Origin of the sequence: Actinoallomurus sp. CA-150999, assembly GCF_050942425.1 — a bacterium.
Classification (GTDB): Bacteria; Actinomycetota; Actinomycetes; order Streptosporangiales; family Streptosporangiaceae; genus Actinoallomurus.
In genome coordinates this window covers 11,487,267-11,499,941 of sequence record NZ_CP192063.1, presented here as the reverse complement: position 1 = coordinate 11,499,941, position 12,675 = coordinate 11,487,267, and the positions used below count along the sequence as shown (strand labels likewise).

The 12,675-nt window shown below is 66.2% G+C and carries 18 protein-coding genes; 10 read left to right on the top strand and 8 right to left on the bottom strand.

All coding sequences use genetic code 11. The features are described 5' to 3' along the window. Positions 1 to 47: 47 nt before the first annotated feature. From ACQP2O_RS53280 to ACQP2O_RS53255, 6 genes are all read left to right on the top strand, one after another. Complete coding sequence (locus ACQP2O_RS53280) at positions 48 to 500, top strand: YdeI/OmpD-associated family protein (RefSeq protein ID WP_433178160.1); 453 nt, start codon at positions 48 to 50, stop codon at positions 498 to 500. Positions 501 to 658: 158 nt separating this feature from the next. Beyond that, complete coding sequence (locus ACQP2O_RS53275; protein ID WP_433178158.1) at positions 659 to 796, top strand: hypothetical protein; 138 nt, start codon at positions 659 to 661, stop codon at positions 794 to 796. Between the two features lie 10 nt (positions 797 to 806). Next, positions 807 to 1,052 (top strand): hypothetical protein, encoded by a 246-nt coding sequence (locus ACQP2O_RS53270; protein WP_433178156.1) that lies wholly within the window; start codon positions 807 to 809, stop codon positions 1,050 to 1,052. A 58-nt stretch (positions 1,053 to 1,110) separates the two neighbouring features. Continuing rightward, positions 1,111 to 1,560: a hypothetical protein gene (locus ACQP2O_RS53265; protein ID WP_433178154.1), complete on the top strand. Its 450-nt coding sequence runs from the start codon at positions 1,111 to 1,113 to the stop codon at positions 1,558 to 1,560. 597 nt (positions 1,561 to 2,157) lie between these two features. Continuing rightward, positions 2,158 to 3,804, top strand: a complete 1,647-nt coding sequence (locus ACQP2O_RS53260; protein WP_433178152.1) for a hypothetical protein — start codon at positions 2,158 to 2,160, stop codon at positions 3,802 to 3,804. A 2-nt stretch (positions 3,805 to 3,806) separates the two neighbouring features. Further along, positions 3,807 to 4,061 carry a DUF6406 domain-containing protein gene (locus tag ACQP2O_RS53255; RefSeq protein WP_433178150.1) on the top strand — a complete coding sequence of 85 codons (255 nt, stop codon included), beginning with the start codon at positions 3,807 to 3,809 and terminating at the stop codon, positions 4,059 to 4,061. Positions 4,062 to 4,358: 297 nt separating this feature from the next. Here the strand turns inward: ACQP2O_RS53255 and ACQP2O_RS53250 are convergent, their stop codons facing one another. Both ACQP2O_RS53250 and ACQP2O_RS53245 read right to left on the bottom strand, forming a co-directional pair. Next, positions 4,359 to 4,676, bottom strand: coding sequence for a hypothetical protein (locus tag ACQP2O_RS53250; RefSeq protein ID WP_433178148.1), 318 nt, complete (start codon positions 4,674 to 4,676; stop codon positions 4,359 to 4,361). 8 nt (positions 4,677 to 4,684) lie between these two features. Beyond that, a complete protein-coding gene (locus ACQP2O_RS53245; protein ID WP_433178146.1) occupies positions 4,685 to 5,749 on the bottom strand; it encodes a hypothetical protein in 1,065 nt (354 codons plus the stop codon). Positions 5,750 to 6,009: 260 nt separating this feature from the next. On the opposite strand from ACQP2O_RS53245, the gene ACQP2O_RS53240 reads away from it, so the two are divergent. Next, complete coding sequence (locus tag ACQP2O_RS53240) at positions 6,010 to 6,669, top strand: DUF416 family protein (RefSeq protein ID WP_433178144.1); 660 nt, start codon at positions 6,010 to 6,012, stop codon at positions 6,667 to 6,669. 73 nt (positions 6,670 to 6,742) lie between these two features. On the opposite strand, the gene ACQP2O_RS53235 is transcribed toward ACQP2O_RS53240, so the two are convergent. After that, positions 6,743 to 7,645, bottom strand: coding sequence for a helix-turn-helix domain-containing protein (locus tag ACQP2O_RS53235; protein ID WP_433178142.1), 903 nt, complete (start codon positions 7,643 to 7,645; stop codon positions 6,743 to 6,745). Positions 7,646 to 7,747: 102 nt separating this feature from the next. Between ACQP2O_RS53235 and ACQP2O_RS53230 the strand changes: the two genes are divergently transcribed. Further along, positions 7,748 to 8,644: an aldo/keto reductase gene (locus tag ACQP2O_RS53230; protein ID WP_433178139.1), complete on the top strand. Its 897-nt coding sequence runs from the start codon at positions 7,748 to 7,750 to the stop codon at positions 8,642 to 8,644. 20 nt (positions 8,645 to 8,664) lie between these two features. Here the strand turns inward: ACQP2O_RS53230 and ACQP2O_RS53225 are convergent, their stop codons facing one another. Further along, positions 8,665 to 9,276, bottom strand: a complete 612-nt coding sequence (locus tag ACQP2O_RS53225) for a class I SAM-dependent methyltransferase (protein WP_433178136.1) — start codon at positions 9,274 to 9,276, stop codon at positions 8,665 to 8,667. Between the two features lie 45 nt (positions 9,277 to 9,321). Here ACQP2O_RS53225 and ACQP2O_RS53220 point away from each other — a divergent pair, with 45 nt between their 5' ends. Beyond that, positions 9,322 to 9,762, top strand: a complete 441-nt coding sequence (locus ACQP2O_RS53220) for a MerR family transcriptional regulator (RefSeq protein WP_433178133.1) — start codon at positions 9,322 to 9,324, stop codon at positions 9,760 to 9,762. A 180-nt stretch (positions 9,763 to 9,942) separates the two neighbouring features. On the opposite strand, the gene ACQP2O_RS53215 is transcribed toward ACQP2O_RS53220, so the two are convergent. The 3 genes from ACQP2O_RS53215 to ACQP2O_RS53205 all read right to left on the bottom strand — a co-directional run bounded on the left by ACQP2O_RS53215 (position 9,943) and on the right by ACQP2O_RS53205 (position 11,316). After that, positions 9,943 to 10,434, bottom strand: a complete 492-nt coding sequence (locus ACQP2O_RS53215; protein ID WP_433178131.1) for a hypothetical protein — start codon at positions 10,432 to 10,434, stop codon at positions 9,943 to 9,945. Positions 10,435 to 10,654: 220 nt separating this feature from the next. Beyond that, positions 10,655 to 11,110, bottom strand: a complete 456-nt coding sequence (locus ACQP2O_RS53210; protein ID WP_433178128.1) for an NUDIX domain-containing protein — start codon at positions 11,108 to 11,110, stop codon at positions 10,655 to 10,657. 59 nt (positions 11,111 to 11,169) lie between these two features. Then, positions 11,170 to 11,316, bottom strand: a complete 147-nt coding sequence (locus ACQP2O_RS53205) for a hypothetical protein (protein WP_433178125.1) — start codon at positions 11,314 to 11,316, stop codon at positions 11,170 to 11,172. A 286-nt stretch (positions 11,317 to 11,602) separates the two neighbouring features. Between ACQP2O_RS53205 and ACQP2O_RS53200 the strand changes: the two genes are divergently transcribed. Continuing rightward, on the top strand, positions 11,603 to 12,049 hold the full coding sequence (locus tag ACQP2O_RS53200) for a hypothetical protein (RefSeq protein WP_433178123.1): 447 nt from the start codon (positions 11,603 to 11,605) through the stop codon (positions 12,047 to 12,049). Positions 12,050 to 12,152: 103 nt separating this feature from the next. Here the strand turns inward: ACQP2O_RS53200 and ACQP2O_RS53195 are convergent, their stop codons facing one another. Beyond that, positions 12,153 to 12,626 (bottom strand): carboxymuconolactone decarboxylase family protein, encoded by a 474-nt coding sequence (locus tag ACQP2O_RS53195; protein ID WP_433178121.1) that lies wholly within the window; start codon positions 12,624 to 12,626, stop codon positions 12,153 to 12,155. Positions 12,627 to 12,675 lie beyond the last annotated feature (49 nt).

The following is a 12,675-nucleotide window of genomic DNA, read 5'->3' as shown; positions in this document are numbered from 1 at the left end:
CCGTGATTACGCGGTGAACGGGGCGGTTTCGCTGAATAATCGCGGCCATGAGATTCCACGCGACGGTGCAACTCGACGGTAAGACGGCGAGGGGGATCAACGTTCCGGATGAGGTCGTGGAAGGGCTCGGGGGTGGTAAGCGGGCCCGGGTGAAGGTCACGATCAACGGCCACGAGTACTCGACGACGTTCGGGAGCATGCGCGGGGTGACGAAGATTCCGGTCAGTGCCGAGCATCGGAAGGCGGCTGGGGTCGCAGCCCGTGACGAGGTGGACGTCGAGGTCGAGCTCGACGACTCTCCGCAGGAGCTCGCCGTACCGGTCGATCTCGCGGATGCGCTGAAGGCCGAAGCGGAGGCGCAGCGGTACTTCGACGGGCTCTCGCCCTCCCGTAAGAAGGCGTACGTGACCTGGATCGAGCAGGCCAAGAAGGCCGAGACGCGGGAACGTCGCGTCGCTCAGGCGGTCGAAGAGCTGCGCGAAGGTCGCCCTCGGCGCTGAGCCGCCCCCCGTATCCACACTCGGACCGCGGCGAGGGCCAAGCCCGACGTGCTCATCGATCCATAGGCCGGCGCACGCGGGGTTGCGGCAAACGGCGTGAACCGAGCAGGCGGCTCACTCGTCGGATCAACGTTCGTGATCTCGACGGAAGGTGGACGATGGACGCGGCGCGTGTGGCGGAGCCGGTGGCCCGGATGTCGGGCGAGGGGCACGGCCTGGCCTGCCGGCTCGACGGTGGCGTCGTCGAGCTCCCAGACGCCGGCCTGCGGTTCGCGGTGGAGACCCCGGATCTGTAGGCCAACGCGGGTGCCGATCGGAGTGAACCATCCCGCGTGGGGCGAGGTGTTCGTCTGGGACCAAGCCGTCGGCGTCGGCGGGGGTGAGCGGGATCCGGTGGTCGCCGCCGCGTACGACTGGCTGTACAACGTCTTCCCGGTCGGTACGGTCCTGAAGATCGCCGCCCGCCTTGGGTTTCAGCCCGTCGATGCCTTCGAGCAGTTCGGCGCGGAGCAGACCCTCTGCACCGCCCGGCTGCACACGTTCAAAATTTGAAAGACCTAGTGGAGGCCCGATGCCGTTGCTCGTGCGCCTGCGGCCCAACGGGCCGTACATGCTGTTCACGCTGGCCGCCGTCGCAGGGGTGGTGTTCGGGGTAACCCGGCCCGACCTGCTAGGAGTGCTGATCGCCGTCAGCGGCGCCGTGTTGCTGGTGGTGTTCGGTGGTCCGATCATCGTCAGCACGGTGTGTCGGGTACCGGTGGTGGCGGTCGACGAGAGCGGGATCCGCTTCCCGCTGATGGGCGTGCGGTTGAGCTGGGGCGAGGTGGCCTCGGTCACGCGCAGTGTCGCGCTGCGCGGCAAGACGTCAACCCCGGTGTTGCTGATCGTTCCCGCCGAACCGGAGGACGTCGTCCGCCGCGCATGGCCGTGGCTGCGCCGCGAGGCACGCGGCAACATGGCTCGGTACGGCACCCCGATCGTCCTGTCCGATCTGTCCCTTGACCACTCGATCGACGACATCGTCACCGCCGTGCGTCGTCGGCGGCCGGCAACCGCTTGAGCGCGTGGTAGCCGCGCCGGGCGCAGTAGGGGCGCGACTTGGGCCGGCGTCCTGATCGCCGAGACCGACCGGGTGTTTTGACGAGCTGACGTGGTGTTGGTGCGGAGGCTGGTGATCAGGCACGCCGCGCGGCGATGCGGGGCGGTGAGTTGGCAATGCGGAGTATCGATCTCACCGGTCAGGCGGATTACGGCTGGCAGCGAACGTCTCGCACGGGGGAGCAACGGACCCTGACCTTCTTCGTTGAGCGACGGCCTCCCAAGGACGTTTCCGTACTGCGGTTTCGGTGAGCAGCCGGGGCTAGATTTGTGAGCGTGCCGCCCAATTGAACGCTCAGCTCTAAACAGAAGTAGTGACAAGTTCGCTGTGGCTCTGCTTGGGTTGTTCTCCGGGCTCGGTCAGACGCTCTGTCAAGTACGGGGGGTCACGGAGGCGTGGGTGTTCGGGTCATGACTGTCGACCTGGTCGATCGTCAACTGCTGCTGGAACGACGTATCTCCGATGGGCATTGACCGCACCAACGCTGGCTCCGACACGAACACCGTAGCCGTCGAGCAAGAGGCCCCTGTTGACCGGCGCCCGCCCCCTCCGCCGGACATGCCTGGCACCGACGGCTACCCTTCCCGCGCCGACAGCCGCGAAGGCGCTGCCGCCGCCAACGACATCAGCACCCAGGCCACCGACGAGCCGATTGAGAACGAGCCGGACACCGCGCAGCCGGACCAGGAGGCCTCTGGCGAACAAGACTCCACAGCCGCACAGGACGGGCCGGAACCCTGGACTGCGTCGGCTCCGGACCACGGCGAGTCGGTCAGAGACGCTCGCGTCACCGGCGAGCGGAGCGACACGGGACATGCTCAGGCGGGCACCAGCGGCTCGTCAGACGCGGAGCGCCGTTTCGAGGAGGCTGGTGCCGCAAGCGATGCGGGCCGACAACAACAGGAGCCCGACAACCTGGCCGTCCCACAAGACGGCACCCGTGCGGCTGAGGCAGGCGAACCATCCGCGCTCACGGACTCGACCGAACAGCAGCAAGAGGACAGCGCAGACCCGCCCGAGGATCCTAGTGGCACGGCCGAAGGCATCGGCTTCAAGACGGACGATGGCGAGGCCGATAGCGGGGCCGTGACCCCCGAGAAAGAGGCGGATCGGGAAACGTCGCTGGATTCCAGTTCTGGAAGCCACATCGACGCCGGGCGAAAGGGAGTCGCCGGCGATGGACTATCCGACGACATCGCTCGCGTCGCTGACCATGATGACAGCGCGGTAGAGCGGGGCATCTTCTCAAGCCTGAAGCGAGCCTTCACTCCCGAGCAGAGTGATCAGCGTACGGAGCTGGTCGGCGTGGTGGATCGGCCCGACTTCCAAGATCCACTGGAGAACCCGCGGCTGGTTCCTGATCGCTACGGCACGCCTCTGGAGCGTTCGGACGGTGCCCGCACCCCGCTGTTCGACGGTGAGCCCATGCGCGAGCAGACGAAGCAGGGCGACCTCGGCGACTGCGGGATAATCGCCACGCTCGGTGCGGTCGCGGGCCACCGACCAGAGGCGATACGCGACTGCGTGCGGGAAACCGACGACGGGAACTACGAGGTACGGCTCCATGAAGCCAAGTACTCGTCATCGCGTATGCGTTACGAGCCGACGGGACGACCTGTCACCCTGACCGTGACACCCGACCTTCCGGTACATGCCGATGATCCGGGCAAGCCAGCGTTCGCTGACTCGACCTCGACCGGGGCGGCGTGGGCGCCGGTTCTGGAGAAGGCGGTTGCCGGCACCGATCAGACATGGAACGACGAACGGCGGCAGAAGTGGTCCGACCGCTGGGACGTACAGGGCAATGGCGGAGACGCGCCAACAGGATATGTACGCCTCAATCAGGGCAGCAACCCCAGCGACCGCGCCGAACTTCTCACCCAGCTGACGGGCAAGCCCGCAAAGTCATGGGAATTCCCTACCGGCTACGATCACAACGGACGCGGCCCGGACCGCCAGCTCCTCGAAGACTTTCGCAAGCAACTCGGCGACAGCAAACCGATCTTGGTTGGCACGCGGGACCTACGTGCCGGTGAGAAGCGCTTGCCACACAAACTCCACCATTGCCATGCTTACGAGGTGACGAGCGTGGACGGTGGCGGAAGAATCCACCTACGCAACCCCTGGAACGCGCAGCATCCCCAGGTGATGACGGTCAAAGAGTTCAAAGACTCGATGCGGGCTCGATACACAACCTTGGACTAATAGTGACGCCAACTGAGATCTTCTTGAAACATGGTAGGCAGCGAAACACCTCTATCGGTAGCTTCGGTGTCTTCAACGCTGCTGTTCTGCCTGATGGATCGGCAGAGGTCTATCTCGCAGTAACCTCTGACGAAGAACGTGAATACACTCTTCGCATTGGCGACACGTTCCCCGTCAGTGACCAGACTTGGAAGCTTGACCGGGTCGAGGGTCTGGGAGGGCGTGACTGGACGGTCGTGCTGACCAGAGTCGAGTGATTCGCCTTCCACGCCGCCGTCACTGATGCGGCTGACCGGGCGGCTCGATGGTCTTGCTTCTGTGACTCAGGTTGGGTAACGCACGTCTGGCTTGGTGGACGATCACCTATAGCGGCGATGGCACCAACTGCGTTCAGGCTGCCGGTGTGAGGGCGAGCCGTCGGCACGATGCAGAGCTCGACGACGCCGAGGCCGTCGGGGAGCGAACGCCTCCGACAACGGCCCGGCTCAGGAGCGCGGGCCAAGCATGGAGCTACTCGAGTCGGTGAAGCACGCCAAGGGTGCTCCGCCTTCCGGTCAGCTCGCGGGAAGTGGCTCGTTCGGGTACAAGTCGCGCCATAGGCGACTAAGGAACTTGTCGTCGCTTCCGTCGCTATATTGAGCTGCTGTGAACAGAGAATCCTCTGGGAGCTTGGAAGTGTCCTGAAGTGCGGTGCGCAGCTGCTCTTTGAAGTCGTTGATACTAGCGTCTCCTTTCGGATGTCGCGCGCGCTGGATCAGGTCTTCGTAAGCCTCATCGTAGGCTTCGGGGTGGCAGTGTGTTTCTACTGTGCCGAGGAGTATCGCGAACGGTGCATTCCTGTCTTCGCGCCAGTATTTTCCCTTGAGTGCCATCGTTCCTCCTAGGGGCCCTTTGGTGGCTCGACGTACATCGTGTTCACTTCGTAGCTGCCTTGGGCGGAGTTGGGGCGGAAGTGAAACTCGACGGTCCCACCGGCGAACGACTCCATCTGTGTAGCCTGCGGTGGTGGAACATCGGGATCCCGGTCGTTTGCTCGCGCATATACAAATGCGTCTCGACACTCCATCGCCGCCCGGCTATTTCCTGCTATTGGCGTAAGGGCGTAGCCGTCACAGTAGCGGTGTCCATCTGGGCCTAATAACTCTTCAATGGGTATCGAGACAGCCAGCGGGGCTGCGCCCGGCGCGAATGGCGTATCGAGAGCCGCGCGTACCTTCTGATGTTCCGTGCCACGCGCGAAGGCGGTTGCGAAAGCCCCCGGGTCCTGGATCGCGGTCGCAGAATCGGCGCACCCGTGGTCCTGGTTTCCAGGCTTACACCCGTCGATGCCCGCCACGCGTTTGTCGGCATCGAGCTGTGCCGGGTCCTCCAGTGCGGTCACACGCCGAAACAGCTTGTCGTCGTCGGCAAAGCCTTCATGACGCTCCAGCGCATGGCCTCTGCCCTGGTCCAGTGCGGCGATGACCCGCTGTACCGCCGGGTCGCTGTCTCTGGCCGACGAAAGCCAAGGCCGCTGCTCAGCATTCTGCTCGATGTACTCTTTCGCCTGTTCCGCCGAGAGTTCCCGCAGACCGGCACGTGGAGGGGCGAAGCGTTCCAGCACTTCCCGCGGGGTCGGCTGGTCATCACCCAGCGGAGTATCGAGGCGCTCACTGAACGGGCGGATCGTTTCACCGCTGTGGGCCTCGGGCACGAGTGGTTCCTGCTGGCTATCGGTGCCCTGCCGGCTGGCTTTCTTTTGATCGTCGGCAGCCTCGGTGCCTGGCTGGACGGAAGACTGCCGCCCGTCGTCGTTGACTTCAGCCGCACCGGCTCTGCTTTCCGCTCGCGATGGGAAGCCCTCGGCGCCCGGTCGGTCCGGCGGCAGGCGATGTGCGGCAGGAAGAGTCTCGTCGATCTTCTCTACATCGGTATCGGCGTCGTCGCTTAAGCGATCAGTGGCCATCCGCCACCTCGCGAGTCATTTCGGTCGCCACCCCCGGGAATGTCGGCATCCCCCGTTTTGACAGAAAGACTGACCCTGACACACACAAGGGAACCAGTGAGCGGCGGAGCTGTCTACTACCACAGAGTGTTCGGAGACAAAGACGTGACCATCAGGCGGATCCTGACCGTGCGGATGTGCTTCACGACGATTGGGAGTCTCCGAAGCTCGTACATGCGGCTTCTTCTCATCTGGACATCGCGCCGTCATAGGGTCACGTCATGGATGCAGGGCGAGATGACGGCCGTATCGCCGGATTCCTTGACGAAGAACGACGGCTGACCGAGCGGCTCGATGGTCTGGCTCCTGTGGCTCGGGCTGCGCTGGCGGCGGCGGTCGCCGACCGTCTGCTGCCGTACTACCGACGGTTTCACGAGCAGACCGGGCTGGGTGAGCCGCTGGTGCTCCAAAGTGCTCTGGACGGCGTGTGGGATCTGCTGGAGCGCGGGTCCGCCTTCGACATCGTCACCGTGGGCGTGACCTGCATGGACCAGGCGTTCGTCGCCGCCGAGTTCGGGTTCGACCTCGCCGGCACGAGGACGTGGGAGGCATGGCGGGTCGCGAACGGCGCCGCTACGCCGTTGGCGGAGAACGCCGTACACGCCGCTTGGGCTGTGGCCGGCGCCTGTCATGTAGCCGTCCACGGCGGGGTCAGAGAAACACTGCACTGCCTGCGCTACGGCCGGGACGCTGCCCTGGCAGCGGCCCTCTCTCGCCGCCAAGGGGAGCTCGATGCGCAGCCGGTACAGGCCGCACAAAGCGATCCACTGGTTGAACAGGAAAGACGCCGTCAACTGCTCGATATAGAGCTGCTGGAACGCTCGACTTTTACCACCCAGGTCCTCACCGACCTGCGAACACCTGCGCCACACCGCCGGTGACAGCCGGCACAGCAGGAGCCCCACCAGGCCCCGGCTGCACCGCGGCCGCGCGGCATCATCTGCGGCTCCATCACTACTCGCTGGACGCGTGGAGGGTGGAGGAGCGCGGGACGCTGGCCTGATCGGACGTTTCCTCGGCGTCCTGCGTCGCGGCCCACGTGCCGAGCAGCCGGATCGCCTCTGCGGAGGGCGATTCGGGTTCCGCTGAATAGGAGTAGAGCCAGCGCTCCCCGTCCGGGAATTGCAGCGCCTCGACGTGCATGATGAGCTCGCCGACGACGGGGTGATGGAATCGCTTGGGACCCCGGCATCGCGCGTCGACATCGTGCTCGGCCCACCAGCTGCGGAACTCGGGACTGGCGACGGACAGTTCGCCGATCAGCGCGTGCAGCGTCTTGTCGCGTGGGTAGCGGCCCGCAGCCTCCCGTAGGACGCCGACGCTGACGCGCGCGTTCATCTCCCAGTCGGTGAAGAGATCCCGCGTCGACGGCTCCAGGAACAGCCAGCGCGGGTGGCTGGCCGCCGCGGACGGCATCGGTTCGAGTCCCACCAGCAGCGCCCGTCCCATGCGGTTCATCGCGTGAACGTCTCCGCGCGAGTCGATGATGATCGCAGGGGTCTTGAGGCTGTCGAGCATCAGCCTCATGCCCGCGTCGAGGGGCGCGAGCTGCAGGTCGTCGGGCTTGGGCGCGGCGACGGTCGACCGGACGAGGTTGTGGAGGTACTGCCTCTCGATCTCGACCAGCCGCAGCGCGCGGGCGATCGCGTCGAGCACCTGATCGGACGGCTGTAGGTGACGGCGGCCCTGCTCAAGGCGGGCGTAATAGTCGAGACTCACGCCGGCCAGCATCGCGACTTCCTCGCGGCGCAGGCCCGGGACGCGACGTTGGCCGCCGGTCTGGATACCCACGTCCTCAGGCTGTACGCGCGCCCGCCGCGTGTGCAGGAACTCGCGCAGCTCACCGTTCTTGGCCACGCTTCAACGGTAGTGGCCGGGTGCGCCGACGTGGGTGGGTCTGTGCGTCCGAGGATGCTCCCACCACTAATCAAAACAACGCACGGATCCCATAGTCGACGCATGACCACCATCACTCAGACCTCCCTGCTCGGCGACAAGGTCGTGCGGCGCATCGGCTTCGGCGCGATGCAGCTCGCCGGCCCATGGGTGTTCGGCCCGCCGAAGGACCCGGATGCGGCTCGTGCCGTACTGCGCCGCGCCGTCGAGCTCGGCGTCAACCACATTGACACCTCGCAGGCTTACGGTCCCGATGTCGTCAACGAACTCATCGCCGAGGTGCTGTACCCCTACCCGGACGGCCTCGTCATCGCCACGAAGGTCGGCGGCTCCCGCGACGAGGAAGGCGGATGGATCCGGGCCTCACGTCCGGAACAGTTGCGGGCGACCGTCGAGCAGGACCTACGCTCCCTGCGGCTCGAGCGGATCGACCTCGTGAACATGCGTTTCGGGGTCGGGGGCGCTGAACCGGACACCGTTCCGCTCGCCGAGCAGCTCGGTGCCCTGACCGATCTGCGCGACGAGGGCAAGCTCGATCTCATCGGCCTCTCGACCGTCTCAGCCGACGTCGTCAAGACCGCCCTTGAGATCACCCCGATCGCCGAGGTGCAGAACGCGTACAGCATCGCGAATCGTACGGATGAGCCGGTCGTCGATCTCTGCCGCGAGAACGACATCGCCTACGTTCCCTACTATCCCCTCGGCTCCGCGTTCACTGGTGGCCCGCAGGCACTCGCCGCCGATCCGGCGATCGCTTCAGTGGCCGCCAAGCACAACGTCTCGGCGTCGCAGATCGCGCTCGCCTGGCTGCTCGCCCACTACGACCGCATGCTGTTGATCCCCGGTACGAGTTCGGTCGCCCACCTCGAAGAGAACCTGGCCGTCGACGGCATCCGGTTGGACGACGACGACCTCGCCGCGCTCGACCGCGTCACCCACCTCGGTGCCCCGAGTTTTTGAGACGGAAAGCGCCGAGGCCGTCAGCGTACGGCGGCGAAGACGGTGAGGCTCGCCGGCTCGTGGCGTGTCACATCGGAGAAGAGGCCGTGGAGACCGTGCTCGATGCGGGCGAGTTCGTCTTCGGGCAGTACGAGGCCGCGGGCGATGCGGGACGGCCTTACGCCGCCGTGCCAGGCGATCAGCGCCCGTCCGTCGGGGCGTGTCACCCGGTGCAGCTCGCGTAGGCCGGCTTCCAGGTCCGGCCAGATGGCGACGTTGTTCACCGAGACCACGCGGTCGAAGGTCGCGTCGGCGAAGCCCGTACGGTCGGCCGTGCCGAGCCGGAGGTCGATTCGGCCCGCGGCGATCTGCGCCCGGTGCGGTCGGCCGGCGAGGTCGCGCATCTCCGGTGAGGGGTCGACACCGCAGATCCGTTTCGCGGACGTCCGCGCGAGTAGACGGATCAGCCCGCCGGGCCCGTAGCCGACTTCCAGGACCTGCTCGCCGGCCTGAACGTCGAGCAGGTCCAGCACGTCCTGCTGCCTGTTCATCCGCAGCATCAGGCGGCCGGCGAGCCGCCCGGCCAGTCCCTTCGGCAGCGCGAACGGCGAGCGGGTCGGTTCGTCCATGGTCCAGGGTGTCGTGACGTCCATGCACCCAGGCTGTCGCTTCAAGTCGGCTTGAAGTCAAATGGTCGCATGGAACTGATCCCTATCGGTGAGGCCGCCGACCGGCTCGGCATGCGAACCTCGGCGCTCCGTTACTACGAGGAACGCGACCTCGTACGGCCGGCCGCGCGGGTGCACGGGAAGCGGATGTACGGTCGGCGGGAGCTACGGCGCCTGGCGTTCATCCAGATCGCGCAGCGGCTCGGTATCGACCTCGACACGGCGGCTGCCCTGCTGGACGAGGGGAGCGACCAGTGGCGGGAGACCGTCGGCGGGCAGATCGAGAAGCTGGAAGAGCTGATCGCCAGGGCCCAGGGTGCCAAAGACTTTCTCAGCCATGTGCTCATGTGCCCCGCTGAGCACCCCGCGCGCGAATGCCCGCATTTCGTCGAGGCGCTGGACCGGCTGCTCGACGGCGTCTCCTTCGAGGAACTCGCGAGCGAGCACGTCGAGACGGGTCCCTCACGGTGATGGGCGGTTTCGGTCCGTGGCGGTCACGTCCGCGACGAGGCGGGTCGCGTCGTCTCCACGGCGGCGGTGTTCGGAGAGGGCCCGAGCGATCACGCCGGTGCTCAAGGCGTGTCCCGATATGACCGTGCCGGTGCCTCCGCCACCAGAGGGCGCGGAGGCACCGGCGAGACCGGGGATCGGTCAGGAGCTGAACGTGAGGTTGGTGAACGTGGTCGGCGGGTTCGGGAAGGTGAAGTCCGCGCTGCAGCCCTGAGCCGGGCCGGAGAAGTTGATGGTCGTGAGGGGGACCGTTGCCTGGATGAGCACGTCACTGTGGAAGCTCAGGGAGCGCCCACCGTTGGTGATGTTGATCGTGGCCTGGCCGGTGCGCTCGACCGAGACCGCCTGCAGGCCGGTGAGGTACGCGTCGCCCAGCTGTGAGGCGGACTTGGCGGTCCCGTCGGGGTTGAGCTGGACGAGGATGTCCCAGTTGATGAAACCGGCTCCGTTGAAGTCCTGGCAGGTCAGCTTGGTCGTGGTGGGCGTCTGAGCGGTGTCGGCGTGGGCCGGCGTCATGCAGGCCGCGCCGATGGCCACGCCGAGGGTGGTGGCGATCAGTGCGGTGAGCGCGGCGATGAGACGTCGGGTCCGTGCGGTGACGGTCGTCGTGCGGCTGAGGGATGTAGTGCGCATTGTGGCACCCGTCCGTTCGGTTTCAGGGATGGAGACCGTTCCTGTCGCCCCGCCGCGGTCGGAGCCGACACTCCAGTCGTACGGCCGCCGATGTTGAGCCGGTAGTCGATTTTGTTTGTTCTGCTGATCTTTAGGTTGATTGATTCAGCGGCCGGATACGGCTCGTCAGCGCTCGGTCACGTCGTCGGCCGCTTCTGCCTGGTTTCCCCTGGGCGGGCGCTCATGCGCCGGCAGCGTCCAACAGGGCATCCCGATTGGCCAGAATGAAGTCTCTCAACGCTCGGGGCCTCAGGTCGATGGCGGCCAACGACTCATCGTGGAGCGCGATGAAGTCCGGGTCGTACCGTCCGCGCGAAGGGTCTTCGAATTCGGGGCCGTTACGCCGCGTAAGGTCCAGCTCAGTGAGCCGTGCGACGAAGATGTGCTGCACCCGTACGCCGCCATCTTTCGGTCGGCTGAGCAGGAACACCTGTTGACAAAGGCCGGCGGTCGCTCCCAGCTCCTCGTGAAGTTCCCGTCGCAACGCCTCCTCCAGCGATCGATCATCCGGTTCGACTCGGCCGCCGGGCGTCGTCCAGTAGACCGGCCGGCCTGGGCGGGTGCGTTTGATCAGTACGAGGCGGTCGTTGTCGTCGATCAGGATGGCGCGAGCGGAGTGCTTGACGATCGGGGCCATTCACCAGTCCTTGGTCGCCATTCCAGCAGGGGCAAAGCGCAGCGACGTATTCGGGTCCGTCATCGCAGCGCCACCACGCTGGCATCGGTACGGACGTAGATCGTCTCGTCTGCCTTCAGAACGGCTGTGCCGCCCTCGTCGTAGCTGTCGGACGGCTCCTCGACGAAGGCGGAGGCGACCACCGGGGCCGCCGTGCGAGCGTCCATGCCTTCTTCATCGCAGCGCCATCACTCCGGTGCTCGTGCGAACCATCCGCCGACGTCGAAAACTCATGCCGTAGCACACAGGACCATCATGATCGACAGGGTGGGCACTGGCACAGTTCCGTTGTTGCTCCAAGATCCTCATAAGCCTTACGGATCAAGCAATCACCGTAGGGCTGGTCGCCGGCCGCCGCGTTCCGGGACCCCTCCCACGGTCGCCATTTAGCGTTATCGACAGCGAGGTCCGTGCCGTTGACGATCGCGCTCAACACTCGACGAGGAGACCCCCATGACGTTCGAGAGCCAGGCCGCGCAGGCTCCCGAGGACCGGCCGAGGCGCGCGCCGGCGAAAGCCAGGTGGGCCATCGCCGGCCTGTGGCTCGAAGCAGCCATCTTCGTGCTCGCCATGGTCGATATGTTCATGGAGGCTCACCGTAAGAGTTCCCACGGCCAGAGCGGCGCCGGGCAACTGACCGCGATGGGCCTGTTCTTCCTGGTTATCGCCGCGTTCTGGGGTGCGGGCGCCGTCATGGCGGGCCGCGGCGCGCGCTGGGTGCGGGTGCCGGCGGCCGCGCTCCAGAGCCTGTTCATTCTCGGCGGGCTGGTCACGTTGATCGTCGCGCTTGTGGCCGGGGACCCCATCGGGATTGTCGTCGCGATCGTGTACCTCGTAGTCCCGGTCGGCATCGTGTGGCTGCTGCTTGCGCGGGAGTCGCGGGCATGGATGGGCGGCTGACGCCTGGCAGGCGAAGAAGGCCGAGATGCGGGAGCGCCGAGTGGCCCAGGCAGTCGAAGAGCTGCGCGAAGGTCGTCCTCGGCGCTGATCCGCTGGTCGCCGGTCACCCCCACTGGCCGGGCTGGTAGTCGCCGGCGGGCTGCCGGGTGATGACGTTCATGCGGTTGTAGGCGTTGATGAGGGCGATGAGGCACACCAGGGCGGCGAGTTGGTCTTCGTCGTAGTGCTTGGCGGCGTTCGCCCAGGCCTCGTCGGTGACACCGCCGGCGGCGTCGGCGATGCGGGTGCCCTGCTCGGTGAGCTCCAGGGCGGCGCGCTCGGCGTCGGTGAAGACCGTGGCCTCCCGCCAGGCGGCGATCAGGTTGAGGCGCACGGAGGTCTCCCCGGCGTGTGCGGCGTCCTTGGTGTGCATGTCGAGGCAGCCGGCGCAGCCGTTGATCTGGCTGGCGCGGATCTTCACCAGTTCCTGCGTCGCGGCCGGCAGCGTCGAGTCCGTCACGACCTTGCCGGCGGAGTTGATGTACTTCTGGAACTTCGCCGCGGCCGGGTTGCCGTAGTAGTTGAGACGGGCGTCCATGGTGATCTCCTTGCCGTATTGGCTGCTACACCTCACTGACGGAACCACC

Bases quoted from the DNA above. Each gene is read 5' to 3' on its own strand.
- ACQP2O_RS53280 (WP_433178160.1), top strand. From the start codon at position 48: ATGAGATTCCACGCGACGGTGCAACTCGACGGTAAGACGGCGAGGGGG.
- ACQP2O_RS53275 (WP_433178158.1), top strand. From the start codon at position 659: ATGGACGCGGCGCGTGTGGCGGAGCCGGTGGCCCGGATGTCGGGCGAG.
- ACQP2O_RS53265 (WP_433178154.1), top strand. From the start codon at position 1,111: ATGCTGTTCACGCTGGCCGCCGTCGCAGGGGTGGTGTTCGGGGTAACC.
- ACQP2O_RS53260 (WP_433178152.1), top strand. From the start codon at position 2,158: ATGCCTGGCACCGACGGCTACCCTTCCCGCGCCGACAGCCGCGAAGGC.
- ACQP2O_RS53250 (WP_433178148.1), bottom strand. From the start codon at position 4,676: ATGGCACTCAAGGGAAAATACTGGCGCGAAGACAGGAATGCACCGTTC.
- ACQP2O_RS53245 (WP_433178146.1), bottom strand. From the start codon at position 5,749: ATGGCCACTGATCGCTTAAGCGACGACGCCGATACCGATGTAGAGAAG.
- ACQP2O_RS53240 (WP_433178144.1), top strand. From the start codon at position 6,010: ATGGATGCAGGGCGAGATGACGGCCGTATCGCCGGATTCCTTGACGAA.
- ACQP2O_RS53230 (WP_433178139.1), top strand. From the start codon at position 7,748: ATGACCACCATCACTCAGACCTCCCTGCTCGGCGACAAGGTCGTGCGG.
- ACQP2O_RS53225 (WP_433178136.1), bottom strand. From the start codon at position 9,276: ATGGACGTCACGACACCCTGGACCATGGACGAACCGACCCGCTCGCCG.
- ACQP2O_RS53220 (WP_433178133.1), top strand. From the start codon at position 9,322: ATGGAACTGATCCCTATCGGTGAGGCCGCCGACCGGCTCGGCATGCGA.
- ACQP2O_RS53215 (WP_433178131.1), bottom strand. From the start codon at position 10,434: ATGCGCACTACATCCCTCAGCCGCACGACGACCGTCACCGCACGGACC.
- ACQP2O_RS53210 (WP_433178128.1), bottom strand. From the start codon at position 11,110: ATGGCCCCGATCGTCAAGCACTCCGCTCGCGCCATCCTGATCGACGAC.
- ACQP2O_RS53205 (WP_433178125.1), bottom strand. From the start codon at position 11,316: ATGGACGCTCGCACGGCGGCCCCGGTGGTCGCCTCCGCCTTCGTCGAG.
- ACQP2O_RS53200 (WP_433178123.1), top strand. From the start codon at position 11,603: ATGACGTTCGAGAGCCAGGCCGCGCAGGCTCCCGAGGACCGGCCGAGG.
- ACQP2O_RS53195 (WP_433178121.1), bottom strand. From the start codon at position 12,626: ATGGACGCCCGTCTCAACTACTACGGCAACCCGGCCGCGGCGAAGTTC.